The sequence below is a fragment of the Mesorhizobium sp. CU3 genome (assembly GCF_006442965.1).
In the GTDB taxonomy this organism is placed as follows: domain Bacteria; phylum Pseudomonadota; class Alphaproteobacteria; order Rhizobiales; family Rhizobiaceae; genus Mesorhizobium.
In genome coordinates, this window is the sequence record NZ_VFWX01000008.1 from 197,061 (window position 1) to 219,033 (window position 21,973).

21 protein-coding genes are annotated in these 21,973 nt (G+C 61.5%); 15 read left to right on the forward strand and 6 right to left on the reverse strand.

Going from position 1 to position 21,973, the window contains the following annotated elements; translation table 11 throughout:
* Positions 1–5 precede the first annotated feature (5 nt).
* The 5 genes from FJ988_RS14630 to FJ988_RS14650 all read right to left on the reverse strand — a co-directional run bounded on the left by FJ988_RS14630 (position 6) and on the right by FJ988_RS14650 (position 4,857).
* Entirely contained in the window at positions 6–1,517 is a 1,512-nt protein-coding gene (locus FJ988_RS14630) for an RnfABCDGE type electron transport complex subunit D (RefSeq protein ID WP_140818812.1), read from the reverse strand.
* Complete coding sequence (locus FJ988_RS14635) at positions 1,514–2,254, reverse strand: FAD:protein FMN transferase (protein WP_140818814.1); 741 nt, start codon at positions 2,252–2,254, stop codon at positions 1,514–1,516. Before FJ988_RS14635 ends, FJ988_RS14630 begins: the two co-directional genes overlap by 4 nt.
* A 6-nt stretch (positions 2,255–2,260) precedes the next feature.
* A complete protein-coding gene (locus FJ988_RS14640; protein ID WP_140818816.1) occupies positions 2,261–3,034 on the reverse strand; it encodes an FMN-binding protein in 774 nt (257 codons plus the stop codon).
* A gap of 275 nt (positions 3,035–3,309) precedes the next feature.
* Entirely contained in the window at positions 3,310–4,044 is a 735-nt protein-coding gene (locus tag FJ988_RS14645; RefSeq protein WP_246688548.1) for a creatininase family protein, read from the reverse strand.
* 519 nt (positions 4,045–4,563) lie between these two features.
* Positions 4,564–4,857: a helix-turn-helix transcriptional regulator gene (locus FJ988_RS14650; RefSeq protein WP_140818979.1), complete on the reverse strand. Its 294-nt coding sequence runs from the start codon at positions 4,855–4,857 to the stop codon at positions 4,564–4,566.
* Positions 4,858–4,999: 142 nt separating this feature from the next.
* Between FJ988_RS14650 and FJ988_RS14655 the strand changes: the two genes are divergently transcribed.
* The 13 genes from FJ988_RS14655 to FJ988_RS14715 all read left to right on the forward strand — a co-directional run bounded on the left by FJ988_RS14655 (position 5,000) and on the right by FJ988_RS14715 (position 19,839).
* Positions 5,000–5,203 (forward strand): DUF2892 domain-containing protein, encoded by a 204-nt coding sequence (locus tag FJ988_RS14655; RefSeq protein ID WP_140818820.1) that lies wholly within the window; start codon positions 5,000–5,002, stop codon positions 5,201–5,203.
* Positions 5,204–5,284: 81 nt separating this feature from the next.
* Positions 5,285–6,295 (forward strand): efflux RND transporter periplasmic adaptor subunit, encoded by a 1,011-nt coding sequence (locus FJ988_RS14660; protein WP_140818822.1) that lies wholly within the window; start codon positions 5,285–5,287, stop codon positions 6,293–6,295.
* Positions 6,292–9,486, forward strand: a complete 3,195-nt coding sequence (locus FJ988_RS14665) for an efflux RND transporter permease subunit (protein WP_140818824.1) — start codon at positions 6,292–6,294, stop codon at positions 9,484–9,486. Before FJ988_RS14660 ends, FJ988_RS14665 begins: the two co-directional genes overlap by 4 nt.
* Before the next feature lie 695 nt (positions 9,487–10,181).
* The gene (locus FJ988_RS14670; RefSeq protein ID WP_140818826.1) at positions 10,182–11,246 is read left to right on the forward strand and encodes an HlyD family secretion protein; all 1,065 of its coding nucleotides are present in this window, start codon (positions 10,182–10,184) and stop codon (positions 11,244–11,246) included.
* Complete coding sequence (locus FJ988_RS14675; RefSeq protein WP_140818828.1) at positions 11,243–12,829, forward strand: MFS transporter; 1,587 nt, start codon at positions 11,243–11,245, stop codon at positions 12,827–12,829. The genes FJ988_RS14670 and FJ988_RS14675 overlap by 4 nt, the downstream gene beginning before the upstream one ends.
* Positions 12,826–13,815 carry an NADP-dependent oxidoreductase gene (locus FJ988_RS14680; protein ID WP_246688549.1) on the forward strand — a complete coding sequence of 330 codons (990 nt, stop codon included), beginning with the start codon at positions 12,826–12,828 and terminating at the stop codon, positions 13,813–13,815. The genes FJ988_RS14675 and FJ988_RS14680 overlap by 4 nt, the downstream gene beginning before the upstream one ends.
* 75 nt (positions 13,816–13,890) lie before the next feature.
* On the forward strand, positions 13,891–14,655 hold the full coding sequence (locus FJ988_RS14685; RefSeq protein ID WP_140818830.1) for an ATP-binding protein: 765 nt from the start codon (positions 13,891–13,893) through the stop codon (positions 14,653–14,655).
* Between the two features lie 146 nt (positions 14,656–14,801).
* A complete protein-coding gene (locus FJ988_RS14690) occupies positions 14,802–15,875 on the forward strand; it encodes an alpha/beta hydrolase (protein ID WP_348644322.1) in 1,074 nt (357 codons plus the stop codon).
* A gap of 90 nt (positions 15,876–15,965) precedes the next feature.
* Complete coding sequence (locus FJ988_RS14695; RefSeq protein WP_246688550.1) at positions 15,966–16,559, forward strand: isochorismatase family protein; 594 nt, start codon at positions 15,966–15,968, stop codon at positions 16,557–16,559.
* A gap of 91 nt (positions 16,560–16,650) precedes the next feature.
* Positions 16,651–16,995, forward strand: coding sequence for a cupin domain-containing protein (locus FJ988_RS14700; protein ID WP_407067716.1), 345 nt, complete (start codon positions 16,651–16,653; stop codon positions 16,993–16,995).
* Positions 16,996–17,005: 10 nt separating this feature from the next.
* Complete coding sequence (locus FJ988_RS14705; RefSeq protein WP_246688551.1) at positions 17,006–17,833, forward strand: alpha/beta hydrolase; 828 nt, start codon at positions 17,006–17,008, stop codon at positions 17,831–17,833.
* A 200-nt stretch (positions 17,834–18,033) separates the two neighbouring features.
* Positions 18,034–18,933, forward strand: coding sequence for a helix-turn-helix domain-containing protein (locus FJ988_RS14710; protein WP_140818836.1), 900 nt, complete (start codon positions 18,034–18,036; stop codon positions 18,931–18,933).
* A gap of 6 nt (positions 18,934–18,939) precedes the next feature.
* Positions 18,940–19,839: an AraC family transcriptional regulator gene (locus tag FJ988_RS14715; RefSeq protein ID WP_140818987.1), complete on the forward strand. Its 900-nt coding sequence runs from the start codon at positions 18,940–18,942 to the stop codon at positions 19,837–19,839.
* Between the two features lie 90 nt (positions 19,840–19,929).
* Here FJ988_RS14715 and FJ988_RS14720 read toward each other — a convergent pair whose 3' ends face one another.
* Positions 19,930–20,163 carry a hexameric tyrosine-coordinated heme protein gene (locus tag FJ988_RS14720; RefSeq protein WP_140818838.1) on the reverse strand — a complete coding sequence of 78 codons (234 nt, stop codon included), beginning with the start codon at positions 20,161–20,163 and terminating at the stop codon, positions 19,930–19,932.
* 474 nt (positions 20,164–20,637) lie between these two features.
* Here FJ988_RS14720 and FJ988_RS14725 point away from each other — a divergent pair, with 474 nt between their 5' ends.
* A complete protein-coding gene (locus FJ988_RS14725; RefSeq protein WP_140818840.1) occupies positions 20,638–20,862 on the forward strand; it encodes a DUF680 domain-containing protein in 225 nt (74 codons plus the stop codon).
* 173 nt (positions 20,863–21,035) lie between these two features.
* On the forward strand, positions 21,036–21,956 hold the full coding sequence (locus tag FJ988_RS14730) for an AraC family transcriptional regulator (RefSeq protein WP_140818843.1): 921 nt from the start codon (positions 21,036–21,038) through the stop codon (positions 21,954–21,956).
* Positions 21,957–21,973: the final 17 nt, after the last annotated feature.

Below are 21,973 nucleotides of genomic sequence, written 5' to 3' on the forward strand. Positions count from 1 at the left end.
CGGGCTCAGGCAAAGCCGGGAAAATAGTCGACCTTTATCTTCGCCCGGCGAACGCCCATGGCGAGAAGCGTCCGCCGCAACGCCTTGACCATGATCTGGGGACCGGAAATGAAGAACGTGCGCTCGAGGTAGTCGGGAATGGCAAGGCGTACCAGGCGTGAGTCTATATAACCGGGATACTGGCCGCGCCCAGCACCCAGGGCGACAGCGTGAAACGTTTTGATGCCCAGTTCGCGCCGCGCCGCGCCCAGTACATCGCGATAGGCGATATCCTCCTGGCGCTCGGTTCCGTAGAGAACCACGATCGGCCGCGGCTCATTGCGGTCGAGCAGATACCGCAGCATCGAACGGAACGGCGTGATGCCGATGCCGCCGGCAAGGAAAGCGAGCTTGACGTCGGGATCGGATGGCAGGGTGAAATCGCCGGCCAATTGCGCGGCATGGATCGAACTCCCGGGCTTCATAGCAGCAAGCGCCCGCTTGAAGGCGCTCGATTGCGGATAGAACTTGACGCCCAGCCGCACCGATCGCTCGGTGGGCGCGGAGGCGAGCGTGAAATAGCGTCGGTTGCCGCGATTGTCTGAACGGTCGAGCCCAAGTGTCCATTCCAGGTACTGACCAGCATCGAAAGCGAGCTTTCGTTTGGACTTGAAGACGAAATCGTAGCTGTCCACGGCGGTCCTTTCGATTTTCTCCAAAGTCAGCACAAAACGACCCCGCGGGCCTACCGCATAGGCGAACAGGTTGCCCGCCAGGAGTGCGAGCTCGGGCGTGAAATAGAACGAGCCGATATGGACGTTGGGGGCGAACAGGAAGCCGACGATGCCGGCAAACGCGATGCGCGGCCAGCGTGTCGTCGGTGCCGTAAGCGGTTCGGTTAGCATCACGAAGGCAAAGAACAGCAAGGGCGACGAAGTGAAGGTCTCGGTGAGTGCGTTGCCGTAGTCAGAGGGGTCGGTGGTGGCCAGTATCGTCGCTAGCGCCACGCCGCCGAACGTCGTTACGAGGTCGAGCCGGCGCAGCTTGCGCACCACCAGGACCCCACCCACGACTACGACAGGAAGCAGCCATATGCTTCCCCCGACCCACCATGTGGCCGGGCTGTCGAGCAGGAAAGCGGTCAGGGCCACGCCCACCGCAGCCGGATTGAACAGGTGTTTTCCACGGATGGCCAGGATGTATTTTGACGAAATCGCCCAGACCGACGCGAACGCCACAGCGGCAATCCCCTTTAGATCGGTGACAGCAACCGGCTCTAGGATGAGCGCCAGGATCAAAGCAGTTATCAGGAACGATTCGCTGTTTGCCGGAACCGCGAAGGTGCGGGCGAAGGCCTTATTGGTGACCCAGCAAATGGCCAGCACCAGCCCTACGGTGAAGGCAAGCAAGACCGGATCATACGGCGCAGGGTTCGTGAAACCCAGCATTATGGCCGCTCCCAGCAGCGCCATCAGATAGTATAGGACCAGCCGATACATGGTAACGTGGTCAAGAAACCGGTCGAGGACCTTGATCATGGCAGGCAGAAAGCTCCAAAGCCGCTAGTCGGCGTCGCTCGGCGGCCTTCATCAACGAGGTATCCCTCAAGGCCTTGCGTGCGCTCGAGGAACAGGATTCCCTCGCGGCCCATCGCGAAGGCGGCGGTTGCGAAGCGGTCGGCTTCCAGAACATCCGAGGCGATCACGGTGAGACTGACGACATCGGAGATCTGTCCGCACGCGTTGAAAGGGTTGTAGATGTGCTGTCCGCGTGCGTAAGTGCCGGAGGTAGCGACGCCGTGCCCGTGCGGATAGACGACCTTGATGATCTCATCTTGATGGAACGGACTGCGGATGCCGACACTCCATTCCTGTCCGGAGGCATTTTTGCCGGACGACTGGATGTCGCCGCCGGCTTCGATGAAGAAGTCGACGACGCCGGCAACGCGCACGATATCGGCCGCATTGCGGATGGCCCAGCCCTTTACGATGCCGGACGGGTCGAGCGATCCGTCAGGCCTGTGGACATCGAAATACCCGCCCGTATCCTTCCTGGTTTGCTCGGCGAGCGCCATAACCTCCCGCATATCTCCACTCCAGTCGCGCACCGGAATGTCGCCGCGGTTGATGGCCGATATCTCGCTGTCGGTGCGGTAGGTGCTGAACCGTCGGTCGACCTCGTCGAAATAGCCGAACACCGTCTCGGCCAGGGCGCCATCCGAAGCGCCAAGGTCGATTGTGATGGGCATGCCCATCATAATTCTCGTTTCGCGCATGACTTACTACGAAGCCCTGTCCAGGGCGCCGCCAAGCGATTGAATGAAGGCCTTGCTCGTCAGCGTTGCGCCGGAAATCATGTCAACATCGGCGCTTTGGGCGCTGATCGCCTCGTCGCGCAGCATGGGCAGCGCCTGCCGGTTGATGTTGACCGAAGTGCGCCTGTCGTTGGGGTATCGCAATATCTTGAGCGCCGTGAGGCGACCGCCCTGAACCAGGGCCTGAACCTGGACAATGCCGTAGTAGGCGTCGGCGGCCGGGCCATTGTAGATCCCGTCAATGTACCCATGGGTCGCGGGCTTCGCGCCGGCATCAATCAGGCGTGCCGCGGCGCGATAACTTGCCGGCCGCCGTTGAGGTACCGGAATATACACCGCTGGTGTTATCTCGAACGTCTCGGCCGCTGCTGCGCTTGCGCCTTCGGCTCTTAGCTTTTTCTGCCGCGATGCCGGCAGCACAGGCGTAATCTGTGTCTGGCCGATAGCAATCGCCGGGGCCTCCGGAATCGCCGCCGCAGGTTCCCTGCTGAATTCAACTTCGGTCCGCCGAGTCCGCTCCTCCCGGGTCTCCTGCTTTCGCGGCTCGGGCAGAGCTGCTTTCTCGACCGGAGCATGGTCTACCGGAGCCGCAGAGGGTGGTGGCAGCGAGGTGACTTGCTGTGCCGGGTCGACCGGCTCCGCCGTATCGGTAAGGTTTCTGGCATGGAGGTTCCCAGCCTGATCCCAGACATAGGCTCCGGACGAAACGATCACGAGAAGCGACAAAGCAATCTTTTTCATGGGCAGTGCATCCAGATTTCAGGCACGCGCGGTCGAGCCGTGCATACGCATTTGGAGCAATATCTCACGAACCACCTGACAACTGGCTGTCAGCGCACCCTACCCTGCGAAAAGACTACTCAGGCGAACGAGCGAGGAGTGTCGCCGGAATCTAAAACACCCGACAGTCCAGCGGGTCCAAGAGCGAAGCTGAGGCAAATGGCAGATGAGGTTGCGGCGACGATCAAGATAATGGCCCATTGGTTCGCAATATTGGCCAATCATAGGCCGCCAATTCACTTTTGCTTGGCGACGAATGCCCGAATTGCGTCTGTCGTTCCGTCGACAATCGCGTCTATACCAAGTTGACCAAATTCGGCTGTAGAGCGGGTAGGTTCGCCACCATAGACTCCGTCAACGGCACCCATTTGAGATCCTTTGGCCAAGGGGTCCTGGCGAACCATCGACGGGTCAATGGCGAGCATAAGCGAAGTGTCGGCAAGACCTGCGTGCGTGCCGATTTCTGACTGCTTCGCACCAGCTTCTAGGAGTTTGTCGATATATGTAGTCTGCGCGATCCGGTAGTACTCGGTTGCCGCAAATACCCTCGCGTGACTGTTGACCCACTCAGCGTTCAGCTGGCGGGCGACGGACGCTTCCGATGCCTGGTATCCACCGTGATCACCCAGTAGGACAATCGTCTTAAAGCCGTGGTGCTTGAAACTGCGCGAAGCATCTTCGATCAAAAGCCGGAAAGCCCTATCGCTTATCGTGATCGTTCCTGGAAATCGCATGTGTCCGGTTGGCGGGTCGATGGACCCTTCAGGCACGTAAGCCACCACGGGTGCAACCAGTGCATTCCCTAACTTGGCGGCAATTCTCTCAGCTAGAAATCGAACCCGCACATTGTGCTTGCCTAAGGCAATTGCCGGCCCGCTCTGTTCCGTCCCACCAATCGGAATGAGGATGGTTGTTGTCCCACCAGCAATCCGGTCGCGCACTTCCGTCCATGTTAGGTCGTCGAGATCCAACGATTTCGATGGTTCCCCTGCGTCCGCCGACAACAACTGGCAGCAGCAGAAGAGACCCGTGTATACCAAGAGCTTGAGGGCGCGCTGCACACTACTTTTCGCTTCACCACAATGTGAGAAGTTTAGCGCTGACAGTCAGGATTGTCATATTACAGAATGGTAATCGCCTTGCATCCGGCCGAACATCCGGACATGTCGATTCCTAACAACAGAAGGCGCCGCTGACCTTTGAACTCAGCGATGGCGTCCGCCCGATGGAGTTGAACCGTGCGGCCAAGCCAAACATCGTTGGCGATGTCGTTGAAGTCGAGTTGTCGCCTCGACCGGCAAGCTGCAGGCAGCGTGATCGCCGGCTGAATCAGAACGCGCAAAGCGAGGCAACGCCACAACGGTGCAAAAACCCAGTTGATCGCGAATTGTGGAACCAGCTGACGACTGGTACGGGGCCTTTGCTGACCGACAGCTTCCAGACAGATTATGGTCGATGCTCAATTTGACCAAGAGAGTGTCCCGCAAGCGTCATGGACAGAAAGCCGAATGAAGTGCTTCGACAACCGTCAGGACTTCTGGCCGAGTGATGCGGTAGTAGACGGTCGTCCCGTCGCGGCGCGATTCGACTAGTCCGTCAGCGCGCAAGCGCATGAGCTGCTGCGACATCGGCACCTGCTCGATGCCCAGTAAATCACGCAACTCCGCGACAGACCGCTCATCCTTTCCCAACGCACAAAGCACTAGAAGCCGTTGCGGATGGGACAAGCTCCTCAGCAGGTCCGCCGCTTTCCCAGAAGCCGAGATCATCCGTTCAACATTCATACTCTTGAATTTAATATCTTTGAATGTTAAATGCAAGCCCTAGCAGGTTGCGAAAGGCGTGACCTTATCATCGTGCTGATCGGTCGAACCAAGCAATCCTAGCGTAGTGTTGTTATGTTCGGCTCGCATCGGGAGAATGAAAATGACCATCGACAAGGCCGTGCTGATGTTTGCTGGGTTCGTCGTGCTGATCTCGCTGGCGCTTGGCATCTACTATTCATCCTACTGGTTTCTGCTGACCGCATTCGCCGGACTGAACATGGTCCAAGCCTCGATCACCGGGTTCTGCCCGGCGGCGATCGTGTTCAAGAAACTCGGTTGCAAAGCGGGCGTCGCGTTCAAATAGCGGCCGGCGTTTCGGGGACCACCACCAAACGGAAAGCGCGGGACGCGCCTCCCGGACCAAATCAACGACCGGAATTGCGCAATGCGAACCACGCGATCGGCCCTCGCAACCATTCTTCTGATCGGCACCGCATGCCTTGCGGTGTCGAATGCGAACGCTGCGGAATTCACGGTTAAGGCCACCACCGTGACCGAAATGAAGGCCGTCTACGGACAGGTCGAAAGCCGTACCGTGGTGCCGGCGCGCGCCCGCATATCGGGAACCATCAGCGAGGTCCGCGTCTCCGAGGGCCAAGAGGTGCACCAGGGTGATCTGATCGCGGTCGTGGTCGACGACAAGATCTCGCTCCAGCTGCGCGCAGCCGACGCCAAGATTGCTGCCCTCGCCTCGCAGCTCGACAATGCCCGCATCGAGATGCAGCGCGCGCAGGACCTGCTGACCAAGGGCGTGGCCGCGCAAAGCCGGGTCGATGCCGCGCGACTGCAGCTCGATGTCACGACAAACCAGCTCGCGGCGGCAGTCGCGGACAAAGCCGTCATCGAACAGAGCGCCAGAGAAGGACAGACGCTGGCGCCGGCCACCGGGCGGGTGCTCACCATTCCTGTTACCGCCGGCTCGGTGATTATGGCCGGCGAACCGGTCGCACGCGTCGCTTCCGGCCGATATTATCTTCGCCTGTCGCTACCGGAACGCCATGCCGCCGAGATCGCGGAAGGCGCCGCCGTCGACATCGGCGAACGCGGCACCGGGTCGAATGCCGGCTTCGTCAAGGCCCGCGAGGGACGCATCGTCAAGGTCTACCCGGAGATCGAGAGCGGCCGGGTCATCGCCGATGTCGAGGTCGCCGATATCGGCACCTATTTCGTCAACGAGCGCACGCTTGTGTCCATTCCGGTCGGCAAGCGCGCCATGCTCGGCGTTCCGCCACAAGCGGTGCGCACGATCCACGGCGTCGATTACGTCACGGTCGAAACGGCGAACGGTCCGGTTGACGTGGCCGTGGTGCTCGGCGAGCGGTTCGACGACACCGGCCAGGCGCGCATCCAGGTGCTGTCCGGCCTCGCCGATGGCGACAAGGTCGTGCTGCCATGAAGCTCGGCATTGCCGGCGGACTCACCCGCTCCTTCATCGGCTCGCCGCTGACGCCGCTCTTCCTGCTGGCCGCGCTCGCGCTTGGCCTAGTGGCGCTGGTGACGCTGCCGCGCGAGGAGGAGCCGCAGATCTCGGTGCCGATGGTGGACATCCACGTCCAGGCCAACGGGCTCAAGGCCGAGGATGCAGTCAAGCTGGTCACCGAACCATTGGAGACTATCATCAAGAGCATCGACGGCGTCGAACATGTCTACTCGCAGACCGAGGATGACGGCGCCCTGGTGACGGCCCGCTTCAAGGTGGGCACCAGTTCGGACGCGGCCGTGCTGCGCGTGCACGACAAGGTGCGGGCCAACATGGACCGCATCCCGGTCGGCATTCCGGAGCCGCTGATCGTTGGACGCGGCATCGACGACGTCGCCATTGTGGTGGTGACGCTGACGCCTACGCCGGAAGCCGCGAGCCGCTATTCCTCTGCCGACCTGACCCGGTTGGCGCGCGAGCTTCAGGTCGAGGTGGCGAAGCTCCCCGATATCGGCCTGACCTATATCGTCGGCGAGCAGCCGGAGGCGATCCAGGTCGAACCAGATCCGGAGAAACTCTCCCTCTATGGGATCACGCTGCAGCAGCTGACCGCCAAGATTTCCGGCGCTAACCGCTCCTTTCAGCTTGGCACGGTGCGAGAGCAGGGCAAGCAACAGGCGCTGGTCGCCGGCCAGACGCTGCAAGGTCTGTCCGATATCGGCAATCTGCTGCTGACCGCCCGCGACGGACGGCCGGTCTATGTGCGAGACGTGGCGAACATCGTGCTGGCGACGGCGCCGGGCGAAAACCGCGTCATGAACATCGCCAAGACCGCCGGCGGGCTGGAGCGTGGTCCCGCCGTCTCGCTTGCCATCGCAAAGCGTCCCGGCACTAACGCGGTCCTCATCGCCGACGCGATCGGCAAGCGGCTGGAGCAGACGCGCGGGCAGATATTCCCCAAGGACGTCGGGATGACCGTGACCCGCGACTATGGCGAGACCGCCAACGAGAAGGCGAACGAACTGCTCTTCCATCTTGGCCTGGCGACGATCTCGATCGTCGTGCTGGTCGCGGTCGCAATCGGCTGGCGCGAGGCGCTGGTGGTGGCGGTCGTCATCCCGACGACGATCCTGCTCACGCTCTTTGCATCCCGCATCATGGGCTATACGCTCAACCGCGTCAGCCTCTTCGCGCTCATTTTCTCGATCGGCATCCTGGTCGACGATGCCATCGTCGTCATCGAGAACATTGCCCGCCACTGGGCCATGGACGACGGGCGCCCGCGCAGCGCGGCCGCCATCGACGCCGTCGCCGAGGTCGGCAATCCGACTATCGTCGCCACGTTAACGGTTGTTGCCGCCCTTTTGCCGATGCTTTTCGTGTCCGGCATGATGGGGCCTTACATGAGCCCGATCCCGGCCAATGCCTCGGCGGCGATGCTGTTCTCCTTCTTCGTCGCCGTCATACTGACACCATGGCTGATGATGAAGCTTGGCCGGCAGCACGCGGCGGCAGGGGGACAGGCCGGCCATGGCGGCGCTCATATAGGGACTCTCGGCCGCGCCTATGCCACGGTCGCCCGGCCGATCTTGAAGTCGCGCCTGCGCGCCTGGATGTTCCTGCTCGTCGTCGGCGTGGCAACACTATCGTCCATGGCGCTGATCTACACCAGGCATGTGACCGTGAAGCTGCTTCCCTTCGACAACAAGACCGAGTTGCAGGTCGTCGCAGATCTGCCAAAGGGCTCGTCGGTCGAGGACACGAACCGTGTGCTGCAGGCAGCGGTCGACCGTCTGGCCGGCGTGCCGGAGATCGTCTCCTTCCAGACCTATGCCGGCACCGCGGCCCCGTTCAACTTCAACGGACTGGTGCGCCATTATTATCTGCGCTCTAGCCCCGAACAGGGCGACGTGACGGTGAACCTTGTGCCGAAGGGCGAGCGGAGCCGCGCCAGCCATGCCATCGCGCTCGACATACGCGAGCGTCTGAGGGGCATGGCAATGCCAGCCGGCACCGTCATCAAGGTGGTGGAGCCGCCGCCCGGGCCGCCGGTGCTTGGCACGCTGCTGGCCGAAATCTACGGGCCGGACGCCGAGACCCGGCGCGCCGTCGCGGCGAAGGTGCGCGAAACCTTCTCGAGCGTCCCCTTCATCGTCGACGTCGACGACAGCTTCCACAACCAGCCACAAAGGCAAAGGCTGTCGATCGACCAGGACAATCTCGAATATTACAAGGTCGAGCAGTCGGACGTCTATGACACGCTGAGCTACCTGTTCGGCGGCACCACGGTCGGCTATTCGCACCGCGGCGGCGGGCGCTATCCGATCCCGATCCGCATCGCCCTGTCGAAGGGCGCCGGCGTCGTCGACCAGCGCGCGCTGGCGACGCCAGTGCCGGCCAACGCCTTGCCCGGCGCGCGCGACGTGGTCGAGTTGGGCGACGTGGTGCGCTTGGCGACCGAGCCCGCCTCATACCCGATCTTCCGCCACAACGGCCGCCCCGCCGAGATGGTGATGGGCGAGTTGGCGGGCGCTTTCGAGGCGCCCGTCTACGGCATGCTGGCGGTGGACGACGCGATCGCCAAGACAGACTGGGGGACGCTTCCAAAGCCCGAAATCGCGCTGCATGGCCAGCCGGACGACGAATCGAAACCGATTCTTCTGTGGGACGGCGAATGGGAGGTGACCTGGGTGACGTTCCGGGACATGGGCGCCGCCTTCATGGTGGCGATCCTCGGCATATACGTCCTGGTCGTCGCGCAGTTCGGATCCTTCAGGCTGCCGCTGGTCATCCTGACCCCGATCCCGCTGACGCTGATCGGCATCATGCTTGGCCACTGGGCTTTCGCCGCGCCCTTCACTGCCACCTCGATGATCGGCTTCATCGCGCTGGCCGGCATAATAGTACGCAACTCGATCCTGCTGGTCGATTTCGTCCGCCATTCCGGCGGCACCGGCCGGCCGCTGGTTGACATCCTGCTTGAGGCCGGCGCGATCCGCTTCAAACCCATCCTGCTCACCGCGCTGGCCGCGATGATTGGCGCGGCGGTGATCCTGACGGACCCAATCTTCCAGGGGCTTGCGATCTCGCTGCTGTTCGGCCTCGCCTCCTCAACACTGCTGACGGTGCTGGTCATCCCCGCCATCTACATCGCGTTGAGGAGTTAAGACCTTCGAGACCGAGCTTGGAAAGTGGCACGGCGATCGTGGCGGCCTCGGCCAGTAGTGTCAGCCCATCAACTCGAAGTCGACCAGCACCGCCAGGTCGATCGACAAAAGAATGGACCTTCGGCTAACCGACTCAGCTCTCTAGAGCAACTGGATATGTATTCACATCGTTAAACTACCGCCAGCATCCCATTGAATGCGCATCATCCATAGCCAACGCCCGCGCCGAGAGCGGTGGCAGCGCGGGTTTGGCTTTTTTGCGTCTAGGGCGATCCTGTGGGCGCAACAGCGTGTCCGCTTTTGGCAATTCGACAACATAATGTTGATGACCGACATGCGACCCATGCCGCCATTTGCTCCCTCGAACTACTATGTGCTTAGTGCAGACGCTCGGACGAGCGAGGCATCCACCAGAAAGTCGATGTCTAGCGAGTCGGCGTTCCAATTTGCTCTATCAGCCCAGTCAATTCCGGCTGAGGTGCGACCCAGAAAGTTCGAAAAGCTTCCAGGAACCCCAATCGATTCCCGATTGTAGAACCGCCGGCGTCATTGAATAGACAGCTGACACTCTAAATCTCATATAGCGCCCGCGCGTTTGTGGCCGGAAACGCCATAGGGCGCTCGCATCATTCAAGTGATCCACGCGCTCACAATTCATGCTGCCCGCATTCGTCCCACGGATTACGGGGTTAGAAATGCGCGCGGCTCGCAAATTAGCGATCGCTATCGTCGCCACGGTGACAACCATCCTTAGCCTGGGCTGGGGATGGCAATGGTACACGCTGGCACGCTTCGAGGTCGCGACCGACAATGCGTATCTGCACGGTGACATCACCAGCATTGCTCCGAGGCTGGCGGGATATGTCACGTCAGTAGCGATAGGCGACAACGACCGGGTCAGAAAGGGCGACCTTCTTTTCCGGATCGATGATCGCGATTTCCGGGCGAAGGTAAATGAGTCGAAAGCCAATGTCGCGGCCCGGCAGGCCGAGATTGCCGACATCGAAGCGACGTTGACGCTTCAAGACGCGCTGGTTGCGCAGGCCGATGCGCAGCGTCAGTCGGCGGCGGCGGAACAGGAATTCGCCGAAGCCGACCTTGACCGCTACGCAAAATTGCAAAGAAGCGGAACCGCAAGCGAACAGAAATTCCAGGACGCGCAGGCAGCGTCTGACAGGGCGGCGGCCTCTCTTCGCGGCGCTGAGGCAAATCTTTCTGCCCAGAAATTGAAGATCGATGTTCTGACGGCGCAGTCGATGGGCGCCGCGGCGGCACTGTCGCAAGCGAATGCCGCTCTTGACCTGGCCGCGCTTGATCTTGCGCAAACGCTGGTGACGGCGCCAATCGACGGCGTCATCGGCAACAGACAGGTCCGTGTCGGTCGCTACGTTACGCCTGGCGTGACCGTTCTGGACATCGTGCCGGTCGACGATGTGTGGGTCGTCGCCAATTTCAAGGAAACGGAGCTCGGTTCCGTCAAGGCTGGAGAAGCTGTCCGCATCACCGTGGACGAATACCCCGGGATTCCTATCCAAGGTGTCGTCGACAGTTTCGCGCCAGGCAGTGGCGCTGCCTTCAGCCTGCTGCCGCCTGACAATGCGACGGGTAATTTTATCCGCATCGTCCAGCGCGTGCCGGTTAAGATCAGGCTCAAGGCCAATCCGTTACCGGGCCGTCTCGTTCCTGGACTTTCGGTACGGGTAGCAGTGCGCGTTGAGGACGGGACAGGTGCCGCCGAGCATCAGGGCGTCTGGCAATGAGCATCTCGGCCAAACACAGCCATCAAGGCTGGTACCCCATGACACTTCTGCAGGCGATTTCCGTCCTCTCCGGGACCGTCATCGCGGTATCCATGGACGCCATCGCCAGCACGGCGCTTTCGATCGGGCGCATCGGCATCCTTGGTGACATTCACGCGACGACGGACGAATTGGCCACTGCCGATATTGTCTTCGTCGCCGCAAAGCTTGTGGGCTTCCTCACCGTTCCCTTGTTCATCGCAGTGCTGAGGCCGACTGCCTGCCTGCGCGCGGGCACGGTTGTGCTGCTGCTGTCTTGCACGGCGATAACCCTGTCGACCGATCTCACATGGATTTATGCTTGCAGGGCCTTTCAGGGATTTGCGGGAAGCGCAATCCTCGTCGCCGGGCAAGCTCTGCTGTTCTTTCGCTTCGCGCGTGATCGACAGCCTTCCGTGCAGGCCATGTTCGCCATCGGCGCGGTGATGGCGCCGACGACGTTGACGCCGGCCCTGCAAGGCTGGTTCGTTGACCACCTTTCCTGGAACTGGATATTCCTCTGCAATGTCCCGCTCGGCATTGCGGCACTCGTCCTGCTTGCCGCGGATGGGGATCGGCCCATCGGTCAACGGATCGAACTGCCGCTCTTCCGGATATTGCTTCTTGGTGTCGCCGCCGCTGCGATCACCTACGTTCTACAACAGGGGAGCCGCTTCAACTGGCTGGATGACAGGCTGATTGCAGGCCTCGCTCTGCTGGGGTCGCTGGCTGTCGGCCTATTCATTGTTCTGGAATGGGGCGACGCGAACTCCTCGCTGATCCGTCTATCTCTCTTGCGCAATCCAGGGTTTCGTTTCGGGCTGCTGGCCAGCGTCGTCGCCGGCTTCGCCCTGTCGGGAACCTCCTATCTGGTTCCTGCCTTCGCGCTCAACGTGCTCGGAATGACGGCCACCGACGCGGGGACTCTGCTGCTTCCCAGCGGTGCGATGCTTGGCGTTGCGATGCTGCTGGCCGGCGTCGCTATACAGGTTGGCCTGATGCCGATCGCGCCTGTGCCGCTCGGCATCGCGCTTTTTGCCGGGGCAATGTGGATGCTCTCCGGCGCAACAAGTGCCAGCGGACCTGCAGACCTTGCTTTTCCCCTGCTCCTGCGCGGCTTCGGACTTGGACTTTTGTTCATTTCACTGACGATCATCGCGTTGCCGGGCCTTGGAAATAACTCCCTGCCGTTCGGCATCGGCCTGTTCGACTTCTGCAAGCAGCTTGGCGGCCAGCTCGGAACGGCGTCCCTACAGACATACATCGATCATCAATCATCGCTCGCTACCACGATACTGTCCGCGCACCTCGTCGACGGAGACCCGCGGCTGGAATCGCGGCTGGGTGCCGTGGCAGCCTCACTCGCCGAACGCGGCCTCGCCGGGGGAGCTTCTTCCCGGATCGCAATCCCCCTACTTCAACAAATGCTCGGGAGGCAGGTTGGAGCGATCGCATTCGATGAGGCGTTCTTCGCGCTCGTATTGTTTTCTGCCGGCGCAGCGCCCGCTTTGTTTCTGGCGAAGCGACTGATCGGCAACCAACCACCTAAGGAGACCCGGCCATGAACGATACCGCTGTTTTGACGCCCTCCGTCAACGGGCAGACGATGATAGCAGCGCGCGTAAATCGTTTCGGTCCGCCCGAAGCGATCCAGATGGAGGAAGTAGATCGTCCCGTTGCCGGTCCAGGCGAAGTCCTGGTTCGTGTCCACGCCGCCGGCGTCGGTCCCTGGGACGGGTGGGTACGCGGCGGCAAGAGCGTCTTGCCCCAGCCTCTACCGCTGACGCCGGGAGCCGACCTGGCAGGTACAGTGGAATCCGTTGGCGCCGATGTCTTCGCATTCGCCCGCGGAGATTCGGTTTTCGGAGCGACCAATCCCCGCTTTGTCGGCGCGTACGCCGAATACGCTGTGGCATCGGCGGCGATGATTGCCAGGAAGCCTGCCAGGCTAGGCGATATCGAAGCTGCATCTATTCCTGTCATTGCGGTTACGGCATGGCAGGCGATTTTCGAGCATGCCGAACTCGCGGCCGACCAAACGGTGCTGATCCATGGCGCGGCCGGGAATGTCGGCGCCTTCGCTGTCCAATTGGCAAGCAGGGCCGGAGCCAATGTGGTCGCCGTCGTCGCAGAGGCGGACACCGACTATGTGCGCAGCCTCGGCGCAAGCCACACAATCGACTACACGAAAGAGCGCTTCGAGGAAAAGCTAAGCGATGTCGACGCTGTCATCGACCTGGTCGGCGGCGAGACTCAGCGTCGCTCGCTATCGATCCTCAAGCCAAGAGGCATCCTCGTCTCGACTGTATCCCGGCCGAACGAAGTGGAAGCGGCGCGGCATGGGGTGCGGTCCAGCTTCTTCCTGGTCGATGTCAGCACCGCGCGACTCGACAAGATCGCGTCCATGCTGGAGCGGGGAGACCTCGTCGGAAAGGTCGGCGAAGTTCTACCCCTAGCCTCGGCCGTCGAGGCGCACGAAATGCTTGAGGGGCGCCGCCCCCATCGCCGTGGCAAGATCGTGCTGCGGGTTGCGCCTGAAAATGATCGGTAAGGCATCCATCTCGCCGCGTACCCAAGGCTCATTCGGCGGAAGTTCTCCAAGTCACTCGAACGGACCAGGCAGACAATGGACCACGAACCGCTCGACATTGACTCAAGGATAGCTGCCGATGGCTCCGCCGCGGCCCAAGCGCGGCTTGCGTCCATCGTTCACGACTTCAACAATTTCCTCACGCCAATCGTGAGCATCCTCATCGACCTGCAGCGCCAGAAAGTCGGTTCTGAGAAGCAGATGCGCAGGATCGACGGTGCGATCTTTTGCGCTTACAGGGCCGGAATCCTAACACGGCAGCTGCTCGACAACAGGCACGCGCTTCAAGCCAATCCGGGAGTCGTCCATGTCGGCGAACTTCTTGCCCGGTTCGAGCCGGTTATGGCCGGAGCAATCGGATCCGACGTCGCCCTAAGAGTCGAAACGTCCGCCGACCTGCCGCCGGTCCAGTTCGACGAGCCGCTCCTCGAACGGGCTCTCCTTAACCTCGTGCTGAATGCGCGCGATGCCATGCCCGACGGCGGTAATCTTGTCGTCGCTGCCTTGCTGGAGCGTCCTGTCTCCGCGAAGTGTCACCACGCCGATTTCATGGTCCGCCTGTCGATTTCCGACTCCGGTATCGGCATGAGCGAAGCCATCTTGGAGCAGGTCGGACAGTCGCGTTTCTCAACGAAGGCGCATGGATCGGGACTGGGGTTGATGACCGTGCGGCAGAGTCTGGAACACCAGAACGGACTGCTTTCGATCACTAGCGCAGAGGGCAGCGGCACGACCGTCAATATGTGGTTGCCGCTGGCACGCCTGCCCTCGAAACCGGCATCGCCCGGATCGATCGGCTAACAGCACAATCCAAGGCCTATCACCCAAGGCCTTTCATCCAGTTCCAAGTTTCGCGTGCGCCGATAGGCTGACATTGCGATCCGCGAATGCGGATAACGGGTGGGCGTGAATGCAGACCGTCGACTTCCGGATGGGAAAGTTGGGGGGTGGCCGAAGGTTCAAGCTCGGCCTCAAACCGGAAATTCGATCATGTCCTTTTCCGCAAAGTCTCGGCAAGTTTCGCAAAGAGCCGCGCCACCCTCCCGGCAATACTCCGATCTGTAACCGAACGGAGATTGCCCATGTTTCCCTCTCTTTCCCGCGATGCCCTGGCGCCCGCAATGCTGGCGCTTCTTGCCATATCTGCCCCGGCGGAGGCGGAGGTGAAGCCGTTTCCGTCCAGCTTCCAGGCGAGCCAGATGCCGGTGAGCGGTGGCACCCTTTACGTCCGCGTCGGTGGGCAGGGGCCTGCCGTCCTTCTGCTGCACGGCTTCGGTGATACCGGCGACATGTGGGAACCGCTGGCCGAACTGCTCGTGAAGGATCATATGGTGATTGTGCCCGACCTTCGCGGCATGGGGCTGTCGTCGCATCCCGACGCCGGCTACGAGAAGGTCGCCCAAGCCCGCGACCTCGCGGCGATCCTCGACAAGCTCGGCGTCCATCATATCGACCTCGTCACCCACGACATAGGCAACATGGTCGGCTACGCGCTGGCGGCACAGTATCCAGCGCGCGTGACGAAATGGGCGGTGATGGATGCACCATTGCCCGGCATTGGCCACTGGAACGACCAGCTCGAGAATCCCAAGACCTGGCACTTCAATTTCCGCGGGCCGGACGTCGAGCGCCTGGTGGCTGGCCGCGAGCGCATCCTGCTCGACCGCTTCTACAACGACATGTCGGCGAACCCGGCGGCGATCGACGAGCAGACACGCAACCATTATGCGGCGCTCTACTCACTACCCGGCGCGATCCACGACGCGTTCAGCGGTCAGTTCGCCGCTTTTGACCAGGACGCCCGCGACAACCAGGCACTGCTGGTCAACCGGGGCAAGTTGACGATGCCGGTGCTGGCCATCGGCGGCGACCACTCCTACGGGTCCAAGCTGGCCATCGAGGTCGGCTTTGCAGCGGCAAATGTCCAAGCTGCCGTCATCCGCGACTCCGGCCACTGGATCATGGAAGAGCAACCGAAACAGGCGATCGACCTTTTGGTGCCCTTCATCGCCGGTGATTGAACCACGCCCGCTCTCTCATGCCAATGCCCGGCGCCCGCGCGACGGCGGCCGCCCCATAGCCCCAAAGGACAAGCCATGACTTCCTCTGCAATGCCGCGCGATCCCGTCGGCGACCATCTGCTGACACCACAGAATTGTGCGGTCCTGATCATCGACTACCAGCCGATCCAGGTCGGCTCGGTTGCCTCCCGGGACCGCCGCGAGCTGGTCGCCAACATCACCGCCTTAGCCCGCACGGCCAAGCTTTTCGGCGTTCCCGTCGTCACCACAACCGTCAACGTCAAAACAGGCATCAATCGGCCGATGATCCACCAATTGTCGGAAATCCTCCCTGCCGAGCCGTTCGACCGGACGACGATCAATGCCTGGGAGGACGACGACTTCCGCGCCGCGGTGGAGAAGACGGGCCGTCGCAAGCTGGTGATCGCCGCCCTCTGGACGGAGGTCTGCCTTTGCTTCCCGACTCTCGACGCACTGCATGACGGCTATGAGGTCTATCCCGTCGTCGACGCCGTCGGCGGGACTTCATCCGAAGCCCACGCGCTGGCGGTGAGCCGCATGGTTCAGGCGGGCGCGAAGCCGACCAGCTGGGTCCAGCTCATCTGCGAATTGCAGCGCGATTGGCAGCGTAAGGAAACGGCGGAAGACTTCGCCAGCATCTTGTTTGCCGTGGAAGGCAACTGACATGCCCCAATCCGCAGACAGCAGGCGCTCCCGTCTCGCAGCGATCGGGTCCGCCCTTGGGCTCCTAGGGCTAGTCTCTGCCGCCACACCTTTGCGTGCTGCCGAGACGGCCACGCCGATCTTCGAGCAGTCTCTTCCGAACGTGCCGGGAAAGAAGATCGTTGCGGTGCGAGTCGACTATCCACCCGGCGCGAAGTCCACTCCTCACACCCATGCGCCGTCGGCCTTCATCTTTGCCTACGTCCTGGCCGGGCAGATACGCAGTCAGGTCGGCGACGGCCCGGTCCGCATCTACAAGACCGGCGAGAAATTTTACGAAGCGCCCGGGTCGCAGCATCGCGTCAGCGAGAATGCGAGCGACACCAATCCCGCAAGCCTGCTCGCCGTCTTTATCGTCGACGACGGCGATACCCCGTTAACCACCCCGATGAAATAGGAGAACCGTTATGCAGCATCTGAGCGACATACTCTCAACCATCAACTGGCGCGCCGCGGGCACGGCCTTGTCGGTGACGGCCACGATGGGCCTGGCTGTGGCTTCAGCTCAATCCGCGCCACGAGACCTGTCCGGCAGCACCGTGATTCTCGTCCACGGCGCATTCGCCGACGGTTCGAGCTGGTCGAAAGTCATCCCCTTGCTTGAAAGCCGTGGCCTGCATGTGGTTGCGGTGCAGAACCCGCTGTCCTCGCTGGCCGACGACGCTGCCGCGACGAAACGGGCGGTCGATCAGCAGACCGGTCCCGTCGTCTTGGTTGGCCATTCCTGGGGCGGCGCCGTTATCACCCAGGCCGGCGACGATCCCAAGGTCAAGGCGCTCGTCTATGTCGCTGCGTTCGCGCCCGATGAAGGGCAGTCGATCAACAGCATGACCAAGCCGTTCCCGCCCGCGCCGTGGACGGCGAAGCTCAAGGTCGATTCCGGCGGCTATCTTACCTTGCCCGAGGAGGCCATAATCAGCGACTTCGCCCAGGATTTGCCGCGCGCAGAAGCCAAGGTCGTCGCCGCGACCCAAGGGCCTTGGGCGGCGCGCTGCCTCGATGACACCATCACCGTCGCAGCCTGGAAGACGAAGCCGTCCTGGTATGTACTGAGCGGCGCGGATCATATGATCGATCCACGCTTCCAGGCGGGCATGTCGGCCAACATCAAGGCCAAGGTGGTCAAGCTCGACTCCAGCCATGTGGCGATGCTGAGCCATCCGAAGGATGTGGCCAAGGCGATTATTGCCGCGGCGGAAAGCATTGCCCAGCCCGCCGTCGCCGACGCCCAGTGATCGCAAAGTTTCGGCGGGGGATCGATTATCTCCCGGCAGACGGATCGTGACGGGATCGGCTGGAAACACCACGCCGATTTCGTCCTTTTTGTACAAAAGATCGTGGAAACGTGACGTCGTCAGAGGCACGGAGGGTGGTATTGTCCGCGTCCTGAACCGGTATTTTTTCGGCAAGGTCGGATCAGCGCAGGAGAAACGGGATGGGCACGCACGGAGTCTATGGCCGCAGTCTAGGCGATCATTTCCAGCTGGATACAGCGCCCGCGATCGTCTCCAGGACGCTGAAGCGGTCCGAAATTGCCGTCACCCACATCAAATGCCGAAAACCAAGCATGACATCTTCCATTCCTTCGCAAGATGCATACCTCGTGGCCTACCAGATCGAGGACTGCATTGATCACGAGCTGTGGATCAACGGCAAGGGTACGGGCAAGCTCCCTTTTTTCGGCGGGCAGACGAGTTTTTATGACCTGCGGAGCGATCCGCTCGCCTATATCGGCGAGACTTCGAATTGCATGATGTATTACCTGCCGCGCTCAGCCTTCGATGCGATTGCAGAAGAAAACGAAACCACGCCGTTCACGGAGCTCAGCCAGCGTGCCGACATTCCGGCTGACGATCCGATCATAGGCGCACTGAGCGCGGCCATGCTGCCTGCGTTCGACAATCCGGCCTATGCCAGCCAGCTGTTCCTCGACCACACCACGCTCGCCGTCGCCTCGCATATCGGGCACCGCTATGGCGGACTGCGCCTGCCAGGCAAAGGTGTGACTGGCGGCCTGACCGAACGACTCGAACGGCGCGCCAAGGAAATCATCGATGCCAATCTCGGCGGTGAGTTGCCGCTGGCCAGGCTCGCCGAGGAGTGCGGTCTTTCGCCTCGCCATTTCGCCCGCGCTTTCAAAAAATCCGTCGGTGTCGCGCCGCACCACTGGATGGTGCTGAGGCGCTGCGATCTCGCCAAGCATCTATTGCGCACCACGGTACTTCCTCTCGCCGAAGTAGCGCTGGCCTGCGGCTTCGCAGACCAGAGCCACTTCACCCGGGTCTTTTCCCGCGTCGTCGGCATTGCGCCCGGCAACTGGCGCAAGATGCTTTAGGTGACCATGGACGAGGCCGGCGCATATGGCGAACGTCTGCGCAAGACGTTCAAGATCGAGACCGCTCCCTTCTTCGTGGCGAAGACGCTGACCAATGCGCGTATCGCCGTGACCGAGATTCGATGCGAGAAAGAGAACGCCGGACTGACCGAGCCAATCCCCGTCGAAGACTCCTTTCTGCTGACGATCCAGCTTCGGGACGTCGCCGCCCACGGCATGTTCCTCGACGGACGAGAGGTCCCCACGTCCTATCTCAAGGCCGGCACCGCGAATTTCTATGACCTTCGCTCGTCGCCGATGGCCAATAGTGTCAGTGCCTTTCACCACGTCAGTTTCTACGTTCCGAGAGCAGCGTTTCTGGCCATCGCGGAAAAGGAGGGCATTACCGCGGCCGATGCGTTCAATCAGAATCCGGGAGTCGGTGTCGCGGATCCGACTCTGCACAATCTGGCGCGAGCTATAGCGCCTTGCTTCCGCGATCCGCGCCTGGCCAACCCGCTCTTTGTCGATCATGTCGCGGTGGCGGCGACCGCACATGCTGTCAAGAACCATGCCTGCAATACGCGATGCAAGGCGCGCGCGCCGAGACTCCTGTCCGGCCGCGAAACGGCACATGCAACGGAACGGCTCGCCGAGCACCTGGACGGTGGTATCCGGCTCGATGAGCTGTCAGCCGATTCAGCTATCTCGCCGCTGGATTTCGCGATCGCCTTCGAGAACTCGGTAGGCAGCAGCATTCACGCATGGCGTCGTGGCCTGCGGGCCGAGCGCGCTCGAAAGCTACTTTCGCGCGGGTACGACGTCGAGGCGGTGGCAAAGCTGCTCCGATATGACAACGTGGCAGAATTCGCCGACGACTTTGTCCGTAGCCATGGTATCGCTCCGCGCAATCTGGCGCCGAACTGAGATCGGCATTAGAATTCGGGCTAATTCTCCGGCTGGAGCAATTCCAGGAAATGTGAGCGGTCCGACGTCTGCGTGAAACGGCGAACCGCTTTAACCGTTCGGCCAGTATTTGTTGGCGGCCGCAATCGTCTGAAAATTAATCGCTATGATCTGCGACGCAGCGATAAGCGTTTCGGCGTCGTCCTCATAAATGATGCGGAGTCTTTCGCGGATCTCGTCTGATGGTTGGATCGCTTTCAGGTTCTCCAACGACATGCGGACGGCAAGAGCGAAACCCTCCTCTGGTGTTTTCACGCGCAGGCTGGGTAGCCAAGTCTTTTCCATATTTTTCTCCGGAGCGCGGTTGCCGCTTCTAGCTTCTGTCGAGTGAAGCATGGCCCGCCAGCACTATCTGTCATGATCCGGTCCGGTCTTGCCCGATCCAGCCATGGAAGCCTGATTTGTCCTGAACCGGCAAAGCGCGCGCGGCGCAGGAAATATCCGCGGCGCGGCCTCTCCTAAGGTGCGGTCGCGATCGCGTCGGCAGTCCCCCGCCCTCCTCCCGAGCCGACACCATCTCCCGATCGCTTCCTGAGACGGCATGCTTCGGCATGCCGTCTTTTTTGTCGGTCCGATGAGGATCGCTATGCAAGGGATGTTGACGCGCAAAGTGGACAAAATCCGCACGCTTCGTGAAAGCGGGTGAGAAGTCAATCATTCAAAGTACAGATGGTCGCTCGCTCAGACTGACGTCAGACAAACGGCGTTTTGTCGCAAGCCGCTACCTTTTTGTTCAACCTCTCACTAAAGGATATCACCATGAAACTCGTCAGCCTCACTGCCGCTTGTGTTTTCATCTCTGCCGTCGCCGCTTTTGCAGGGAGCGACCACTACAATGCCGACCAGATCAACCGGCCGCCGACGGCGCTCGATTCAACCCATACGTCTTCGATCATCGAGAGCATCGGCGCCGCGAAAGCGTCCCCTACCGTCCGCAAGCCTGTGACCAACGACATGGGAAGCCGCGATCACTGGGGGCGTTGACCCCCGCATGTGGATGGGGGCTGGCGTGCTGTCAGCCCTCGCCATCCCACCATGAATTCTGGACGACGGATTCCATCATCGTCATGTCCGTTTTGGACAAAAAGTGACCGATCCGTCCTATAGCGGGCCGCCGGAAAAGCTAGCTTTCCGAGATCGCTGGAGAAGCATGCGCGATGAAGACAGACGGCGCCTATGGCCGAACCCTTGGACGTGCCATGGGCGTGGAAAAGGCGCCTGCCTTTGTCTCTCATTCGATGCTGCGTGTGTCGAGAATTGCGGTCACCGAGATCAGGTCTGACAATACCGAAATCCATGTCACCCGGCCCGTGCCGGCGGAAGATGGGATCCTGGCAATGGCCCAGATCAGGGATTGGCCGAAACGGTTCCTGTTCGAGGACGGTCGCCCGACCAAAGCGCAACCGTTGAAGGCCGGGACCGTGACGATCTTCGATCTGAGAAAGGAATGGGTGGGGGTGCGCTCCACGCCGGTCCATTATGTCTGCTTCTATCTTCCTCGTGCTGCCATGGCCGAGATCGCCGAGATGGAGAACGTCGGCCTGCCGGACGAGTATCCAAACGACTATTGCGCCGGCAACGAGGATGTCACTCTCTCCAGCCTCGCGAGGACGCTGCTGCCGTCTTTCCTGCGCCCGAAAGAGGCCAACGGGCTGTTCGTCGACCATATCACGACGGCGGCCGGCGCTCACATTCTGAGGCGCTACGGTGGGACTGGTCGCGACGGCAAAGTGAAACACAGCCTATCCGCCGCGCAACTCAACCGGAGCCGCGATCAGCTTGCCGCGTCGCTCGGCGGCACAGTCACGTTGCGCGAGATGGCCCGTGAACTTGGCATGTCGGCGACCGAATTTTCTGGCGCATTCAGGTTTTCGACGGGGATGGAGCCCCATCGATGGCTCAACCGGCACAGGATTTCTCTGGCAGGCTCGCTCCTGGAGAAGACGCGCCTTACCTTGGCGGAGATCGCCGCGGCCTGCGGGTTTCAGTCCGAGACCCATATGGTCCGCTCGCTGTCGAAAGCGAACCCTGCGCTGCTGTCGCTCATGCGCCGGGGCGCACCGGAGGAACGGTCGTGACCTCAGGAAGCTATGGT